Below are 17165 nucleotides of genomic sequence, written 5' to 3' on the forward strand. Positions count from 1 at the left end.
CCGCGCGCCACGCACCGCCCGTCGTCCGGGCCTCCCGCACCGCGGGACACACACCACAGGCTCCCGGCAACCGCCGGCTCAGCAGCCATCCAGTTCAGCACGCCTCACCAGGGGAGCACGCTTTGACCGAGACAGCCGACCGCCTCTCTCCCAGCCGGAACCGCCGGACCGCAGGCAAGGCCCCCGCCCGGGGCAAGGGCCTGAAGGTCAAGCGGGTCTTCACCACCGCTGGGGTGCACCCCTACGACGAGGTCGTGTGGGAGCGCCGCGACGTCGTCATGACCAACTGGCGGGACGGCTCGATCAACTTCGAGCAGCGCGGGGTCGAGTTCCCCTCCGAGTGGAGCATCAACGCCACCAACATCGTCACCACCAAGTACTTCCGTGGTGCCGTGGGCAGCCCCCAGCGGGAGACCAGCCTGCGTCAGCTCATCGACCGCGTCGTGCTGACCTACGGTGCCGCCGGCCGCGAGCACGAGTACTTCGCCACCGAGGCCGACGCCGAGCTGTTCGAGCACGAGCTGACCTGGATGCTGCTGCACCAGGTGTTCAGCTTCAACTCGCCCGTCTGGTTCAACGTCGGCACCGCCTCGCCGCAGCAGGTCAGCGCCTGCTTCATCCTGGCCGTCGACGACACCATGGACTCGATCCTCAACTGGTACCGCGAGGAGGGCCTGATCTTCAAGGGCGGCTCCGGTGCCGGGCTGAACCTCTCCCGCATCCGCTCCTCCAAGGAGCTGCTGTCCTCCGGTGGCACCGCCTCCGGTCCGGTCTCCTTCATGCGCGGCGCCGACGCCTCCGCCGGCACCATCAAGTCCGGTGGCGCCACCCGCCGCGCGGCGAAGATGGTCGTCCTCGACATCGACCACCCCGACATCGAGGAGTTCATCGAGACCAAGGCGCGCGAGGAGGACAAGATCCGCGCGCTGCGCGACGCCGGGTACGACATGGACCTCGGTGGCAAGGACATCACCAGCGTCCAGTACCAGAACGCCAACAACTCCGTCCGGGTCAACGACGAGTTCATGCGCGCGGTCGAGAACGGCACCGAGTTCGGGCTGCGGGCCCGTGAGGACAACCGGGTCATCGAGACCGTCGACGCCCGTGAGCTCTTCGGCAAGGTCACCCAGGCGGCCTGGGAGTGCGCCGACCCGGGCATCCAGTACGACGACACGATCAACGACTGGCACACCAACCCCGAGACGGGGCGGATCAACGCCTCGAACCCGTGCTCGGAGTACATGAGCCTGGACAACAGCTCGTGCAATCTGGCGTCGCTGAACCTCATGAAGTTCCTCAAGGACGACGGCACCTTCGACTCCCGGAACTTCGTGAAGTCCGTCGAGCTGATCATCACCGCGATGGACATCTCGATCTGCTTCGCCGACTTCCCGACCGCCCCGATCGGTGAGACCACCCGGGCCTACCGCCAGCTGGGCATCGGCTACGCCAACCTCGGCGCGATGCTGATGGCCACCGGCCACGCCTACGACTCCCGTGGTGGCCAGACGCTGGCCGCGGCGATCACCTCGCTGATGACCGGCACCGCCTACCGTCGCTCGGCCGAGCTGGCCGGCGTCGTGGGTGCCTACGACGGCTACGCCCGCAACGCCGAGGCCCACGCCCGGGTCATGCGCAAGCACGCCGCCGCCAACGACGCGATCCGCCCGGTCGGCGCCGACGACGCCGACGTCCTCAAGGTCGCCACCGCCGAGTGGCAGCAGGGCCTGGCCATCGGTGCCGAGAACGGCTGGCGCAACGCGCAGGCCTCCGTGCTGGCCCCCACCGGCACCATCGGCTTCATGATGGACTGCGACACGACCGGCATCGAGCCGGACTTCTCGCTGGTCAAGTTCAAGAAGCTGGTCGGCGGCGGCTCGATGCAGATCGTCAACCAGACGGTGCCGCGGGCGCTGAAGAGCCTGGGCTACCAGGACGAGCAGGTCGAGGCGATCGTCGAGTACATCGCCGAGCACGGCCACGTCGTCGACGCCCCGAGCCTGCGCCAGGAGCACTACGCGGTCTTCGACTGCGCCATGGGCGAGCGGGCCATCTCCCCGATGGGCCACGTGCGCATGATGGCCGCGGTCCAGCCGTTCATCTCCGGCGCGATCAGCAAGACGGTCAACATGCCCGAGACGGCCACGGTCGAAGAGGTCGCCGACATCTACTTCCAGGGCTGGAAGATGGGCATCAAGGCGCTGGCCATCTACCGCGACAACTGCAAGGTCGGCCAGCCGCTGTCCGGCGGCAAGGGCAAGAACGACGGGACGAAGGACGAGGTCGCCGTCGTCGAGGAGACCGCCCCGGCGGCCACCGCCCTGGCCCACCCGGTGCGCAAGCGCCTGCCGAAGAAGCGCACCAGCGTCACCACCTCCTTCAGCGTCGCTGGCGCCGAGGGCTACATGACCGCGGGCATGTACGAGGACGGCAGCCTCGGTGAGGTGTTCCTCAAGCTGGGCAAGCAGGGCTCGACCCTGGCCGGCGTGATGGACGCCTTCTCGATCGGGATCTCCCTGGCCCTGCAGCACGGGGTGCCGCTGGAGACCTACATCCAGAAGTTCACCAACATGCGCTTCGAGCCGGCCGGCATGACCGACGACCCGGACATCCGGATCGCCCAGTCGGTGATGGACTACATCTTCCGTCGCCTGGCGCTGGACCACCTGCCCGTGGAGACGCGGGCCGGTCTCGGGATCTTCTCCGCCGAGGAGCGGGCCGAGCAGGTCGCCGGTTCTTACGGCACCTCGGCCTCGACCCCCACGGTGACCGAGGAGGACGTCGACCTGGAGACCCTGCGTGGCTCCGCGCCGACCGAGACCCACGCCGAGGCCCCGGCCAAGGCCGAGGCCCCGGTGGTCAAGGAGTCCCCGAAGAAGGCGCTCTCGGAGGCCCACTCCTCCGCCGAACTGCTCGAGCTGGTCACCGGCACCGCCACCGACGCGCCGCTGTGCATGACCTGCGGCACGAAGATGCGCCCCGCCGGCAGCTGCTACGTCTGCGAGGGCTGCGGCTCCACCAGCGGCTGCAGCTGACGTCGTCGGCTCGGCGCCCCCGCTGAGCCCACCTCCGGCCCCTTGACCTCGGACCGGAGGTGGGCGGCTGGCGCCGCGACACCCCGTTCTCCGGCCCGGCCCCCTGTCGTCCAGGGTGCCGGGCCGGAGGCCTGTCCGGGCCCGGTGCCGGAGGGCTGGCCGCGGTCGTCACGACCGAGGGCGTCGTCGCGGCCGCAGTCAGGCCGTGACAGTCGCCTCGGGGAACAGCAGCGGTGCCCAACGGGAGTGGGCGGTGCGACCGAAGCCGGGGTCGATGCCCAGCAGCAGCCCGTCGGCGGCGGTGACCGCGACGTGCCGGTCGGCGCGCTGGACCTGGATCCGGTCGCGCAGCTCGGGGGCGCGCAGCACCGGCTCGCCGCGCTCCCACCCGATCACGCTGGAGTGACCGTGCACCTGGGTGAAGGGCAGCTGCACGCCCAGCACCTCGTCGGCCACCCACGACGCGGCCAGCTCCGCGCCGGCCTCGGCCCACATCGGCCCGGCCGAGAAGTCGGGGGCGCCGCCGCCGAGCATCGTGCCCGCCCGCCACAGCGCTGCGGGGTCCGTCTCGCGCAGCGCCCCCAGCGCCGCGGCGGCCGCGTCGGCGGTCCGAGGGCGACCCAGTCGGCGGTGCAGCCCGGACGTCAGCCCGGCGTGCGTGACGAGCACCTGTTCCCCGTCGTCGAGGGTGACCGCCGCGGCGACGCGCATCCGGCCGGAACCCCACCAGTCGCGCAGGGTGTCCTGCGCCGCGGCGGGCAGCACCTCGGGCCAGTCGAACGCCGGGGTGTCGACGTACTGGCCCTCGTGGTTGCCGGCCAGCTGGTGCCACTGCCCGGGCTGGTCGGTCAGCAGCCGGTCGACCAGCGCGACGACGCCGGGGGAGTCCGGGCCGCGGTGGACCAGGTCGCCGACCTGTACGACCTGCAGGTCCGGTGGCAGCCGGTACGTGTCCGGGTCGGCGCCCAGCCGGACCAGGGCCCGGGTCAGCTGCGCCCGGTGCCCGCCGATGTCCCCGATGACCGCCACGCGTCCCACGGCGGTCATCGTCCTCGTCACCCCGGGGCGGCCACCCCGCGGCCCGGCCGGAGCCACCGCACCGGCTGTTCGCCCAGCGGGCCGACCCCGGCTACGTTGGTGACACAAAGCGTCCGTAGGGTCACGCGCCGTGACTCACCCTGACTCCTCAGCGTCGTCGTGCTGAGCGACGCCGCCCGTCGCCCCTCGACTTCCCGCGGCCTCCCTCGGCTGGCCTCGGCGCTCGCCGCGGTGACCGCGCTGGGCGCCGTCCCGTTCGTGCTGGCCATACCCGTCGCGCAGGCTGCCCCCGGGGACCCGTCGGTCGTCGCCGTCGGCAGCGGCTCCTACGCCGCGGCCCCGCCGGCCTCACTGGACGCGAACCACTCACCGACCGTCTCGGCCACCGTCGACCAGGCGCTGTTCATCGACTCCAGCCAGGACGGGCGGCCGGTCCCGACCAACGCCTGGTGGACCGACCTCGTCGTCAGCCGGTACTCGGGCAACCTGTGGGCCGACCCCCTGGTCAACGCCAACAGCGCCACCGGGACGACGGTCCACTACCCGACTCGCTGGAACGCCGACGGCACCGCCATGCGACTGGAGCAGCCGCTGGTCGTCGGCGGCACCGTGACCGTGCAGCCGGCGCCCTCCGACGTCGTCCTCGCCGACTTCGACTCCGCCACCGGCGCGAACGGCTGGACCGCCACCGGTGACGCCTTCACCGTTCTGCCCTCGGCCGGCACGAACGCCGGGCAGAGCCCGGTCGCCGGTTTCCTCGGCACCGGCCTGGCCAACTCCTTCACCGACGCCCGGGGCGACGGCGCCACCGGCACGCTGACCTCCCCGACCTTCACCGTCGACCGTGCCGCCGCCGGCCTCATGGTGGGCGGCGGCGACCACCCGGGTGCCGAGGAGGTGCAACTCGTCGTCGACGGTCAGGTCGTGGCCTCGGCCACCGGCGAGAACTCCGAGACGCTGCGCTGGGTGACCTGGGACCTCTCGGCCCACGCCGGCCGGCAGGCGCAGGTCCGCGTCGTCGACACCCTGCAGGCGGGCTGGGCGCACGTGCTCGTCGACCAGGTCGTGCTCACCGACGACGTCGACGGCCTGGCCACCCGCTTCGACCCGGCCTTCCGCGCGGAGAGCGCGGAGGCGCTGCGCTGGGGCGACCAGAACGTCAGCTGGCGGATGCAGCAGACCGGCGGCAGCCAGCACGTCGACGTCTCCGCCTCGCGCGGCATGCCCTACACCTGGTTCGAGTACACCGACATGGCGCCGCGGCTCACCCTGGCGCCCGGTGCGGTCGTCACCGGTGCCGACGGCCGGCCGGTGACCTTCCCGCTCACCACCGACCGGTTCGCCGTCACCCAGGGCGGTGCGACCTTCGGCGTCCACGTGCCCGCGGGCACCACCTTCTTCTGCGCCGGCGACGTCCTCACCGCCGAGACCGACGTCGCGCACCTGGTGGTCAGCGCCGTCCCGGCCAGCGGCGCGACCCTGGACGATCTGCACCGCACCGCCTTCGCCGTCCCGCGCGACGTGTCCATGGAGTCGGTGTACGACCAGGCGGCCGGCACGGTCAGCGAGACCTGGACCGTCGAGGCCGAGGCGCTCGAGGGCACCAACACCGCCACCGTGCAGGGCTGGCTGCCGCACCACCACGTCGAGACGACCCACGACCTGCAGTTCGCCCCGTTCGGCTACGCCACCCCGCGCGGGCCGATGCAGGTCACCGTCGGCGACCGGCCGTGGACGGTCACCTACCCCTTCACCGGCATCACCCCGACCGCCGCGCTGCCCGACGCCGCCGAGTACGACCCGGAGCGGATGAGGCGGTACGTCGCCGAGTACGCCGAGCGCACCACCTACGGCGGCGACACCTACTGGGGCGGCAAGGACCTGCAGCAGTACGCCGAGTACATGCTCATCGCCCAGCAGATCGGCGACACCGAGGCGTTCACGTCACTGCAGTCGACTCTGCGGACGGCGCTCACCGACTGGTACACGTACACGCCGGGGGAGACCGAGCACTACTTCGCCCGCTACGACACCTGGAAGGCGCTCGTCGGGTTCGGTGACTCCTACGGCTCGTACCAGTTCACCGACAACCACTTCCACTACGGCTACTTCACCCTGGCCACCGCGCTGCTCGGGCTGACCGACCCGGAGTTCACCGAGCAGTACGGGGACATGGCGACCCTGGTGGCCAAGCAGTACGCGAACTGGGACCGCGAGGACGCCGACTTCCCGTACCAGCGGACCTTCGACACGTTCGAGGGCCACTCCTACGCCGGCGGGTACAGCTCACCGGGCGGCAACAACCAGGAGAGCAGCTCCGAGGCCATCCAGTCGTGGGCCGGGCTGTACCTGCTGGGCACCGTGCTCGGCGACGCCGAGATGCAGGCCGAGGGCGCGATGGGCTACGTCACCGAGCGCGCCTCGGTGCGCCAGTACTGGCTCGACGCCGTCGGCAGCCCGGCGGCCACCGACCCGCAGGGGCCCTCGACGTTCCCCGAGGCGTTCGACCACACCACCGTCGGGATCCTCTTCGACAGCGGCCCCACCTTCGCCAACTACTTCTCCGGCGACCCGGCGTGGACCTACGGCATCCAGTGGCTGCCCACCGCGCCGTGGCTGAACTACCTCGGCTGGGACCCGGCGTTCTCCCGCTCCCGGCTGGCCGACCTCTTCGCGCTGCGCCCGGCCGCGCTCGCCGCCGGGGTGCCCGGCGACGTCGCGGGCAGGCTGCAGGCGGCGGCCAAGAGCTGGCACGGCGTCGGCACCTACGGCACCACGGTCATCACCCTGGACCGCGCGGCCGCCATCGGGGACGTGCAGAACGCCGTCCGGACGGCGTACCTGCACGACCCGGCGTACGTGACGGCGCGGACGGCGGACAACCCGCTGTACGACGCAGGCGCCGACCGACTGCTCGTCACGGTCGCCGCCGACGGCACGCTCGGCTTCCCGGCCGACGTCTGGACGCCCGGGTCCCTGCCCACCGCCCTGACCCCGATCGCGCCGCCGGCCGGGGACCCGGACGCCGACCCGCGGACCTGGGGGCCGGCCTGGCCGCTGTTCTCCCGGCTGTCGACGGACTACGCCGCCGACCCCGCGGTGGCGGAGGCGCTGTACGCCTACGACGCCGGCGACTACCGGGCCGGGGAGGACACCGCGCAGGCGGCGGCCGTCTACAGCCGGATCGGTGACGCGCTGGGCAACGTGCTGCTGGGCTACCTGGCCCAGGCCGACCCGGCCCAGTACGTCGACATCGCCGACGCCCTGTGGGAGGCCCAGGACCCGGTGGCGACGTCGCAGTCGATGGCCGGGATCGTCTACTGGAACGCGCTGTCGAACCTGGGCACCGGCCCCGAGACCCTCGACCGGCACACCGGCGCCCCGCTGAGCCAGGTCTACCGGGCCGCCGACGGCACGTACACCTACGTCGTCCACAACCCCACCGACACCGAGCGGGCGTACCCCGTCCACGAGGGCACCGGTGCGGCCGCGCGGGAGGTCGGCACGATCCGGGTTCCGGCGCACACCACCGTCCGGCACCACCTGGACGCCGCGCTCGACCACGTCGAGGTGACCACCGCGGACGCCGTCCGCACGGTCCAGCCGGGCAGCAGCGTCGCGTTCACCGCGACCGGCATCGACCAGTACGGCGCCACGATCGCCCTCGACGAGGTCCGGTGGGAGGTCTCCGGCGGCGGCACGATCAGTGCGGCCGGGGTCTTCACCGCCACCACCGAGGCCGACCCGGTCACCGTGACCGCGACCAGCGGCGGCACCACGCAGGCCTACACCCTGCGGGTCGCCCCGGCGCCGGTGCTCACCACGCTGACCGTCACGCCCGGCTGGCAGCAGGTGGTCACCGGGCAGGACCTGGAGCTCACCGCCACCGGCCGTGACCAGTACGGGGACCCGATGGCGGCCGAGGACCTCACCTGGTCGGCCACCGCACCGGGCACCGTCACCGGCGGCCGGTTCACCGCCGGGGCGACCGGGTCCGGGTTCGTGACGGCGACCGCGGCGAACGGGGCCACCGGGTCCGCCGTCCTGGCCGTGGTCGCGCCGCTGGCCGACGTCGCGCAGGGCAGGCCGGTCACCGCGAGCAGTGAGCTCGGTGGCAACACCGCTGCGCTGGTCACCGACGGGCGCGGCGACACCCGCTGGGAGAGCGTGCACGGCAGCGACGAGGAGTGGCTGCAGATCGACCTGGGCGCCGAGCACGACGTCCGGCGGGTGCACGTCGACTGGGAGGGTGCAGCCGCGGGCAGCTACGAGCTGTCGGTCTCGAACGACCCGGACGGCGGTGCGGCGGCCGTGCAGACGGTCACCAAGACCGACGCCGGGGACGACGACCTGGTCGTGGCGGCCACCGGCCGGTACGTGCGGATCACCGGGCTGACCCGGCTGACCGCCTACGGCTACTCGGCCTATGGCGTCGAGGTGTACGGCACGCCGAGCGCGGCGGCGGTCACCCCGACGACCGTGCTGGTCGGCCCCCCGGCCAGCACCGTGCTGCCCGGCGCCACGACCCAGCTGGCCGCGTACGCCTTCGACGCGGCCGGCAACGGCGGCCCGCTCACCGCGGCCACGCCGGTGACCTGGACGGCGACCGCCGGCCAGGTCGACGCCACCGGACGGGTCACCGCCCCGGCGTCGGGGTCGGCCACGGTCACGGCCACCGTCGGCGGTGTCGCGGGGACGGCGACGGTCGACGTCCGGGCGCAGGCCGCCCCGCCCGCCCCGGAGCCGGTGCTGCACAACGTCGCGCTGGACCGGCCGGTGACCGCCTCGTCGGTCGAGTGGGAGGGCACGCCGCTGCAGGACGCGGTCGACGGCCGGCACACCACGCGCTGGTCCAGCGCCTGGGGCAGCGACGACGAGTGGATCGAGGTCGACCTCGGCCAGGTCACCCCGATCTCCCGGGTGACCACCGACTGGGAGGCCGCGCACGCAACGTCGTTCCGGATCCAGGTGCGCGACAGCGTGGACGCGCCGTGGCAGCAGGTCGGGCCCGACCGCACCGGGTCGGTCGGCGAGACGGCCCACGACGTCGCGGCGTCCGCGCGGTACCTGCGGGTGCAGGGGCTGACCCGCGCCACCGGGTACGGCTACTCGCTGTGGGAGCTCGGGGTCTGGTCGCCGGTCACCGCCGGCTGACCGGCCGGCGTCGCGGTGGTCGGGGAGCCACCGCGACGCCGGTCGCCCGGCTGCTCAGCCGGCGAGGACGACGAACAGCTGCCGCGGGCCGTGCACGCCCTCGACCCGCTGCAGCTCGATGTCGCTGGTCGCCGACGGGCCGCTGATCATCGTCAGCGGCCGCACCGGGTCCAGCCGGGCGAGGCCCTCGGGCACCCCGGCCACCACCTGGTCGACGGTCACCACGCACACCAGACAGTCGGGCAGGAGCGACAGCGCCCGCCGACCGCAGGTGGGGGAGCCGTCGAGCACCAGCGTGCCGGTCTCGGCGATCGCCACCGCGACGGCGGTGACGGCGGCGGCCCGGTCGGCGAGCTGCACCGCGGGCCGGTCGTCGTCGACGTCGCAGCCGTCGGGTCGCCAGTCGTCGTCCAGGCCGGGTGCGACGACGACGGTGCCGGGAGTCCAGCCCTCGCCGAGGCCGCGGTCCAGCGCGGCGCGCACGGTGGCGCCGACCTCGTCCGGACCGCAGCGCAGCACGTCGGCCCGGTAGTCCTCGACCCGGTCGACCAGCAGGGCCAGCAGTGCGGCGTCGGCCGGGGAGTCGCCGGCCCGCCGGTAGTCGCGGACCACCGCGGGGGCCGGGGCGCGGTCCTCGCCGAGCGCCGTGCGGATCCGGGCGAGCACCTCCTCGCGGGCGCTCACTTCCCGTGCTCCTCGGTCCACTGCTGCACGAACGTCCTGGTCGGCGGGGTGGGCAGGTCCCGGCTGCGGGTCCAGCCCGAGATCGGCGGCGGGAACACGGAGGGCAGCGTGGGCTTCCCCCGGGCGATGAGCCGGCCCAACCGGGCGCCGCGCTGGACCAGGTGCCACAGCCACGGGTGGGACATCGCCCGGGCCAGGGAGCGGAAGGCCAGGGCCTCGGCCGTCGGCTTCTGCTGCGCCTCGACGTGCTCGGCCCGCAGGTGCACCAGGATCGAGGGGATGTCGATCGCCACCGGGCACACCTCGTAGCAGGCGCCGCACAGCGAGGAGGCGTAGGGCAGCGAGGCGTTGTCCTCGACCCCGGTCAGCTGCGGGGACAGGATGGCCCCGATCGGCCCGGGGTAGACCGAGCCGTAGGCGTGCCCACCGGTGCGCTCGTAGACCGGGCACACGTTCAGGCACGCCGAGCAGCGGATGCAGTGCAGCGCCTCGCGGCCCACCTCGTCGGCGAGCACCGCCGTCCGGCCGTTGTCCAGCAGCACCAGGTGGAACTCCTGCGGGCCGTCGCCGGGGGTCACGCCGGCCCAGGTGGAGGTGTAGGGGTTCATCCGCTCGCCGGTGGAGGAGCGGGGGAGCAGCTGCAGGAACACCTCGAGGTCGGTCCACGTGGGCACCACCTTCTCGATGCCCATCACGGTGATCAGCGTCTGCGGCAGGGTCAGGCACATCCGCCCGTTCCCCTCGCTCTCCACCACCGACAACGTGCCGGTCTCGGCGACGGCGAAGTTGGCACCGCTGACCGCGACCCGGGCGCGCAGGAACCGCTCGCGCAGGTGGGTCCGTGCGGCCATGGCCAGCTGCCGGGGGTCGTCGGTCAGCTCGGGGTCCACGCCGGGGATGGTGCGGGCGAAGATCTCCTTGATCTCGGCGCGGTTCTTGTGGATCGCCGGCACCAGGATGTGACTGGGGGAGTCCTCGCCCAGCTGCACGATCAGCTCGGCGAGGTCGGTCTCGAAGACGTCCAGGCCCACGGCCTCCAGCGCCTCGTTCAGGCCGATCTCCTGGGTGGCCATCGACTTGACCTTGACCACCTCGGTGGTGCCGGTGGCCTGCACCAGCGCGGTGACGATCGCGTTGGCCTCGTTCGCGTCGCGGGCCCAGTGCACGGTGCCCCCGCGGGCGGTCACCTGGCGCTCCAGTGAGACCAGGTGCTCGTCGAGCCGGGCCATCGTCGCGGCCTTGATCGCCTTGCCGGCGGCGCGCAGCTGCTCCCAGTCCGGCACCTCGGCGACCACCCCGGCCCGCTTGCCGCGGATCGTCGCCGTCGCGTGGCCGAGGTTGGCGCGCAGCTGCCCGTTGCGCAGCTCGTGCCGGGCGGCGTCCGGGAAGGACTCCGTGCCCCGCAGGTGGCCGACGCCCCGGGGTGCGGTGGGCAGGCCGAGGAAGACCGGCGCCTTCGGCGGGACGGTGGCGGTCACGCCGGCACCGAGGGGGTGGTGGTCTGCTGCGGGGTCACGGCTTCCTCCGTCGAGGCGAGGATCTCGGCCAGGTGGACGGTGCGGGTGCCGGCGCGCAGCCGGGACAGCCCGCCACCGATGTGCATCAGGCAGGACGCGTCGCCGGCGGTGCACACCTCGGCGTGCGTGGACAGCACGTTGGCCATCTTGTCGGTGAGCATCGCGGTGGAGGTGTCGGCGTTCTTCACCGCGAAGGTGCCGCCGAACCCGCAGCACTGCTCGGCGCCGGGCAGCTCGACCAGCTCCAGGCCGCGCACCGCGCGCAGCAGCTGCAGCGGCCGGTCGCCGACCTCCAGCAGCCGCAGCGAGTGGCAGGTCGGGTGGTAGGTGACCCGGTGCGGGTAGTACGCCCCGACGTCGGTCACCCCCAGCACGTCGACCAGGAACTGCGACAGCTCGTAGGTGCGGCCGGCCAGCTCCTCGGCAGCCTGCGCGAGCGCCTCGTCCCCCGCTCGCCGGGCGACCGCGGCCTGCTGGTGGTGGATCGAGGCCACGCACGAGCCGGACGGCGCGACGATCGCCTCGGCGCCCTCGAACGCCCGCACGTGGTTGGCCACGATGCCCACCGCCTCGCGCCGGTAGCCGGTGTTGACGTGCATCTGACCGCAGCAGGCCTGCGTGGGCGGGACGACGACGTCCTGCCCGAGCCGTTGCAGCAGCCGGCCGGTGGCCATGCCGACCGACGGCGTCATGGTGTCCACCAGGCAGGTGGCGAAGAGCGAGACCCTCATGACGGTTCCTCCTGGTCGGCGGCCGGGTCCCGGCGCGCCATGCTCGACTCGCGGACGACGAGGGTCGGCTCGAAGACCGGCTGTTCGTGGTGGTGGTGGCCGCCGCCGGCCTCGTCCAGCAGCAGCTCGGCCGCGCGGCGGCCCAGCTCGGCCCGGGGGCGCCGCACCGACGAGAGCGGCACCGCGGCCGCCGCGGCGAAGTCGATGTCGTCATAACCCACGACGGCGAACGACGAGGGCACGTCGACGCCGTGGCGGACCAGCTCCTGCAGCAGCCCCACCGCGAGCAGGTCGTTTGCGCAGACCGCCGCGGTGGGGCGCCGCTGCACGGGCAGGCCCATGATCCGGGCGGCCGCCTCGCGGCCGGCGGCCACGGTGAGCTCGTTGCCGGGCAGGGCCAGCAGCGACGGGCGCGGGCCGCCATCCGCCCCAGCTCCGCCCACGGCGTCGACGGCGGCCTGGGCCCCGGCCCGCCGTTCCTGCACCTGGGGGAGCGTCGACGCCCCGCCGAGGAACACGATGCGCCGGTGGCCCCGCTCGAGCAGGTGCTCGGCGGCCAGCCGGCCACCGAGCACGTCGTCCACGGCCACCGCGCACTGCTCGGGTCCCGGCGACCGGCGGTCGAGCAGCACGACCGGGACCCCGCGCTCGCGCATCGCCCAGACCTGCGGCATCAGCTCGGCGATGGGCGACATCAGCACCCCCTGCACCCGCTGCTCGGCCAGCACCTCGAGGTGCTCGGCCTCCTTGTCCGGCCGGCCACCGGAGTTGAACAACAAGACCGACAACCCGGCGGCCTCGGCCACCTCCTCCACGCCCCGCGCGACATCGGTGAAGAACGGGTTGGCTATGTCGAGCACCAGCAGGCCGATCGTGCGGCTGCGCCCGGCGCGGAGGTGCCGTGCGGACTCGTTGCGGACGAACCCGAGTTCGGCAATGGCGCTGCGCACCCTCTCCCGGGTGGCCGGGCTGACCACGTCGGGCCGGTTGAGGACGTTGCTCACGGTGCCGACGGACACCCCGGCCCGTCCGGCGACGTCCCGGATGCTCGTGGTCAGGGCGGCCTCCCGAGACATGCTCGTTCGAAGAATTGAAACGTCTCAACGCCCTACAGGTCGGTTGAGATCATGTGCTTGACGCAGTGATATCAGACATCTTATGGTGTGCGCCACAGCCACTGCTGAAACGTTTCACAGTGGTCCTTGCCGGCACCGGCGCCGGGAAGGGACACCCGGAGGAGCCCGGTGCCCCGCGTCTGTTTCACCTTGCAGGTCCGCCCCGACCGGCTGGCCGAGTACCGCACGCGGCACGCGGCGGTCTGGCCGGAGATGCTTCGTGCCCTGCGTGACACCGGCTGGCACGACTACCAGCTCTTCCTACGGGACGACGGCCTGCTGGTCGGGACCCTCGTCACCGACGACCTCGCCGCCGCGCAGGCGGCGATGGACAACACCACGGCCAACGCCCGCTGGCAGGCCGACATGGCCCCCTTCTTCGAGCTCCCCGACGGCCGGCCCGACCGCAGCGTCCGGGTGCTCGAGCTGATCTTCGACCTCGGTGACCAGCTGGCCGCCGCCGGGGACGAGCCCACCACGACCAACGGAGCGACTCAGTGACCGATCTCCGCGGGCAGGCCCTCGCCGCCCTCGCCAACCAGACCATCGAGCTGCCGTCGTGGGCCTTCGGCAACGCCGGCACCCGGTTCAAGGTCTTCGGCTCACCGGGGGTGCCCCGCGACCCGTTCGAGAAGATCAGCGACGCCGCGCAGGTGCACCGGTCGACCGGCGTCGCCCCCCGCGTCTCGCTGCACGTGCCGTGGGACCTGGTCGACGACATGGGCGCCCTGGCCCGGCACGCCGCCGACGAGGGCGTGTCGATCGGGGCGGTCAACTCCAACCTGTTCCAGGACGACGACTACAAGCTGGGGTCGCTGACCAACGCCGACCCCACGATCCGGGCCAAGGCCGTGGCCCACCACGTGCAGTGCATCGACGTCATGCGGGCCACCGGCTCCACCGACCTGAAGATCTGGCTGCCCGACGGCACCAACTACCCCGGCCAGGACGACATCCGCGACCGGCAGGAGCGGCTGGCCGAGTCACTGCAGCAGGTCTACGCCGAGCTCGACCCCGGGCACCGGCTGATCCTCGAGTACAAGTTCTACGAGCCGTACTTCTACACGATGGACATCCCCGACTGGGGCACTTCACTGCTGCACTGCCTGGCCCTCGGCGAGCAGGCGATGGTCGTGCTCGACACCGGGCACCACGCGCCCAACACCAACATCGAGTTCATCGTGGCCCAGCTGCTGCGCATCGGCCGGCTCGGCGCCTTCGACTTCAACTCCCGCTTCTACGGTGACGACGACCTCGTCGTCGGCGCCGCCGACCCCTTCCAGCTGTTCCGGATCATGCACGAGATCGTCCGGGCCGACGCGCTGCGACCGGGGTCCGGGGTGAACTTCATGCTCGACCAGTGCCACAACATCGAGCCGAAGATCCCTGGTCAGATCCGGTCGGTGATGAACGTGCAGGAGGCCACCGCGAAGGCGCTGCTGGTCGACCGCGAGGAGCTGCGGACCGCGCAGCGCCTCGGTGACGTGCTCGGCGCCAACGCCGTGCTGATGGACGCGTACAACACCGACGTCCGCCCGCTGCTGGCCGAGCTGCGCGAGTCGCAGGGACTGGCCGCCGACCCCTACCGCGCCTACGCCGCCTCCGGTCACGCGGACCGGATCGCCGCCGAGCGCATCGGCGGGCAGCAGGCCGGCTGGGGTGCCTGACGACCGACCCTGCCCCTCCCCACCACCCGCGGCGTCCCTGCAGCAGGGTCACGCCACCCCCAACGCTCCAGAAGGGCTCAACGCCGTGACCGATCCCGTGGTCAGTGACCTGCTCGCCCGCAGCAACCGGCTGGGTGCCGACCCCCGCACCACCAACTACGCCGGCGGGAACACCTCCGCCGCCGGCACCGCGACCGACCCGGTGACCGGTCAGCCGGTCGAGCTGCTCTGGGTCAAGGGCTCCGGCGGTGACCTGGGCACGCTGACCGAGGCCGGGCTGGCCGTGCTGCGGCTGGACCGGCTGCGCTCGCTCGTCGACGTCTACCCCGGCGTCGAGCAGGAGGACGAGATGGTCGCCGCCTTCGACTACTGCCTGCACGGCCGGGGCGGGGCGGCCCCCTCGATCGACACCGCGATGCACGGCCTGGTCCCGGCACCGCACGTCGACCACCTGCACCCGGACTCCGGCATCGCCCTGGCCACCGCCGCCGACGGGGAGGCGTTGACCCGGGAGGCCTTCGGCGACCGGGTGGCGTGGGTGCCCTGGCGCCGTCCGGGCTTCCAGCTGGGCCTGGACATGGCCCGGATCGTCGCGGAGAACCCGCAGGCCATCGGCGCCGTCCTGGGTGGGCACGGGATCACCGCGTGGGGGCAGACCAGCGAGGAGTGCGAGGCGCACTCGATGGAGATCATCGAGACGGCGGAGCGGTTCCTCGCCGAGCGCGGGCGCCCCGAGCCCTTCGGCCCGGTCCTGCCTGGCCACGAGGCGCTGCCGCAGGCGGAGCGGCGGGCGCGGGCGGCGGCGCTGTTCCCCGTCGTCCGGCGGCTGGCGTCCACCGACCGGCCGCAGGTCGGGCACCTCACCGACAGCGACGTGGTCCTGGACTTCCTGGCCCGCGCGGAGCACCCGCGGCTGGCCGCGCTGGGCACCTCGTGCCCGGACCACTTCCTGCGCACGAAGGTGCGCCCGATGGTGGTGGACCTGCCCGCCACTGCTCCGGTCGAGGACGTCGTGGCCCGGCTGGAGGAGCTGCACGAGGCCTACCGCGCGGACTACGCCGCCTACTACGACCGCAACGCCGACCCGGACTCACCCGCCATGCGCGGCGCGGACCCGGCGGTCGTGCTGGTGCCCGGGGTGGGCATGTTCAGCTTCGGGGCCACCAAGCAGACCGCGCGGGTGGCCGGCGAGTTCTACGTCAACGCGATCAACGTGATGCGCGGCGCCGAGGCGGTGTCGACCTACGCGCCGATCGACGAGGTGGAGAAGTTCCGGATCGAGTACTGGGCCCTCGAGGAGGCCAAGCTCGCCCGCATGCCGAAGCCCAAGCCGCTGGCCACCCGGGTCGCCTTCGTCACCGGGGCGGCCGGCGGGATCGGCAAGGCGATCGCCCAGCGGCTCGCCGCCGAGGGCGCCTGCGTCGTCATCGCCGACCTGGACCTGGCCAAGGCCACCGAGGCGGCGGCGGAGATGGGCTCGACCGACGTGGCCGTGGGCGTGGCCGCCGACGTCAGCGACGGCGAGGCGGTGGCCGCGGCGTTCCGCGAGGCGGTGCTCGCCTTCGGCGGGGTCGACCTGGTGGTCAACAACGCCGGCCTGTCGATCTCCAAGCCGCTGCTGGACACCACCGAGCGCGACTGGGACCTCCAGCACGACGTGATGGCCAAGGGCAGCTTCCTGGTCTCGCGTGAGGCCGCCCGCGTCATGATCGAGCAGGGGATGGGCGGGGACCTCGTCTACATCTCCAGCAAGAACTCCGTCTTCGCCGGCCCGAGCAACATCGCCTACTCCGCGGCCAAGGCCGACCAGGCCCACCAGGTCCGCCTGCTGGCCGCCGAGCTGGGCGAGCACCAGATCCGGGTCAACGGCATCAACCCCGACGGCGTCGTCCGCGGCTCGGGGATCTTCGCCGGCGGGTGGGGCGCCTCGCGGGCCGCGACGTACGGCGTCCCGGAGGAGGAGCTGGGCGCGTTCTACGCCCAGCGGACCCTGCTCAAGCGCGAGGTGCTGCCCGACCACGTGGCCGACGCGGTCTTCGCCCTCACCGGCGGTGAGCTGACCCGCACCACCGGGCTGCACGTCCCGGTCGACTCCGGCGTCGCGGCAGCGTTCCTGCGCTGACCCGGCACGGACGAGGGGCCGGTCGACCCGCTGCACCGTGTCGGAGGTGGGCGACCTCGCCGACGCGAGCCTGTCGTACTCGTCGCTGTCGGGCTGGGAGGA

10 protein-coding genes are annotated in these 17165 nt (G+C 73.0%); 5 read left to right on the forward strand and 5 right to left on the reverse strand.

The genetic code is table 11. The features are described from left to right. Positions 1 to 122 precede the first annotated feature (122 nt). Positions 123 to 3035, forward strand: coding sequence for a vitamin B12-dependent ribonucleotide reductase (locus O2W14_RS19870; protein ID WP_269177867.1), 2913 nt, complete (start codon positions 123 to 125; stop codon positions 3033 to 3035). A 198-nt stretch (positions 3036 to 3233) separates the two neighbouring features. On the opposite strand, the gene O2W14_RS19875 is transcribed toward O2W14_RS19870, so the two are convergent. Next, positions 3234 to 4082: a metallophosphoesterase gene (locus tag O2W14_RS19875; RefSeq protein ID WP_269177868.1), complete on the reverse strand. Its 849-nt coding sequence runs from the start codon at positions 4080 to 4082 to the stop codon at positions 3234 to 3236. Positions 4083 to 4232: 150 nt separating this feature from the next. On the opposite strand from O2W14_RS19875, the gene O2W14_RS19880 reads away from it, so the two are divergent. After that, positions 4233 to 9227: a glycosyl hydrolase gene (locus O2W14_RS19880; protein ID WP_269177869.1), complete on the forward strand. Its 4995-nt coding sequence runs from the start codon at positions 4233 to 4235 to the stop codon at positions 9225 to 9227. Positions 9228 to 9281: 54 nt separating this feature from the next. Here O2W14_RS19880 and O2W14_RS19885 read toward each other — a convergent pair whose 3' ends face one another. The 4 genes from O2W14_RS19885 to O2W14_RS19900 are packed head-to-tail and all read right to left on the reverse strand — an operon-like array spanning position 9282 to position 13235. Next, positions 9282 to 9911 carry a LutC/YkgG family protein gene (locus O2W14_RS19885; RefSeq protein ID WP_269177870.1) on the reverse strand — a complete coding sequence of 210 codons (630 nt, stop codon included), beginning with the start codon at positions 9909 to 9911 and terminating at the stop codon, positions 9282 to 9284. Further along, positions 9908 to 11389, reverse strand: a complete 1482-nt coding sequence (locus O2W14_RS19890; RefSeq protein ID WP_269177871.1) for a LutB/LldF family L-lactate oxidation iron-sulfur protein — start codon at positions 11387 to 11389, stop codon at positions 9908 to 9910. Before O2W14_RS19890 ends, O2W14_RS19885 begins: the two co-directional genes overlap by 4 nt. Then, on the reverse strand, positions 11386 to 12159 hold the full coding sequence (locus O2W14_RS19895) for a (Fe-S)-binding protein (RefSeq protein WP_269177872.1): 774 nt from the start codon (positions 12157 to 12159) through the stop codon (positions 11386 to 11388). The genes O2W14_RS19890 and O2W14_RS19895 overlap by 4 nt, the downstream gene beginning before the upstream one ends. Continuing rightward, entirely contained in the window at positions 12156 to 13235 is a 1080-nt protein-coding gene (locus tag O2W14_RS19900) for a LacI family DNA-binding transcriptional regulator (protein WP_269177873.1), read from the reverse strand. Before O2W14_RS19900 ends, O2W14_RS19895 begins: the two co-directional genes overlap by 4 nt. A gap of 168 nt (positions 13236 to 13403) precedes the next feature. Here O2W14_RS19900 and O2W14_RS19905 point away from each other — a divergent pair, with 168 nt between their 5' ends. The 3 genes from O2W14_RS19905 to O2W14_RS19915 all read left to right on the forward strand — a co-directional run bounded on the left by O2W14_RS19905 (position 13404) and on the right by O2W14_RS19915 (position 17063). Next, positions 13404 to 13775: an L-rhamnose mutarotase gene (locus tag O2W14_RS19905; protein WP_269177874.1), complete on the forward strand. Its 372-nt coding sequence runs from the start codon at positions 13404 to 13406 to the stop codon at positions 13773 to 13775. Next, complete coding sequence (gene rhaI / locus O2W14_RS19910) at positions 13772 to 14941, forward strand: L-rhamnose isomerase (RefSeq protein WP_269177875.1); 1170 nt, start codon at positions 13772 to 13774, stop codon at positions 14939 to 14941. The genes O2W14_RS19905 and rhaI overlap by 4 nt, the downstream gene beginning before the upstream one ends. Before the next feature lie 85 nt (positions 14942 to 15026). Next, entirely contained in the window at positions 15027 to 17063 is a 2037-nt protein-coding gene (locus O2W14_RS19915; RefSeq protein WP_269177876.1) for a bifunctional aldolase/short-chain dehydrogenase, read from the forward strand. Positions 17064 to 17165 lie beyond the last annotated feature (102 nt).

The organism is Modestobacter sp. VKM Ac-2986, assembly GCF_026967795.1.
Lineage (GTDB): Bacteria > Actinomycetota > Actinomycetes > Mycobacteriales > Geodermatophilaceae > Modestobacter.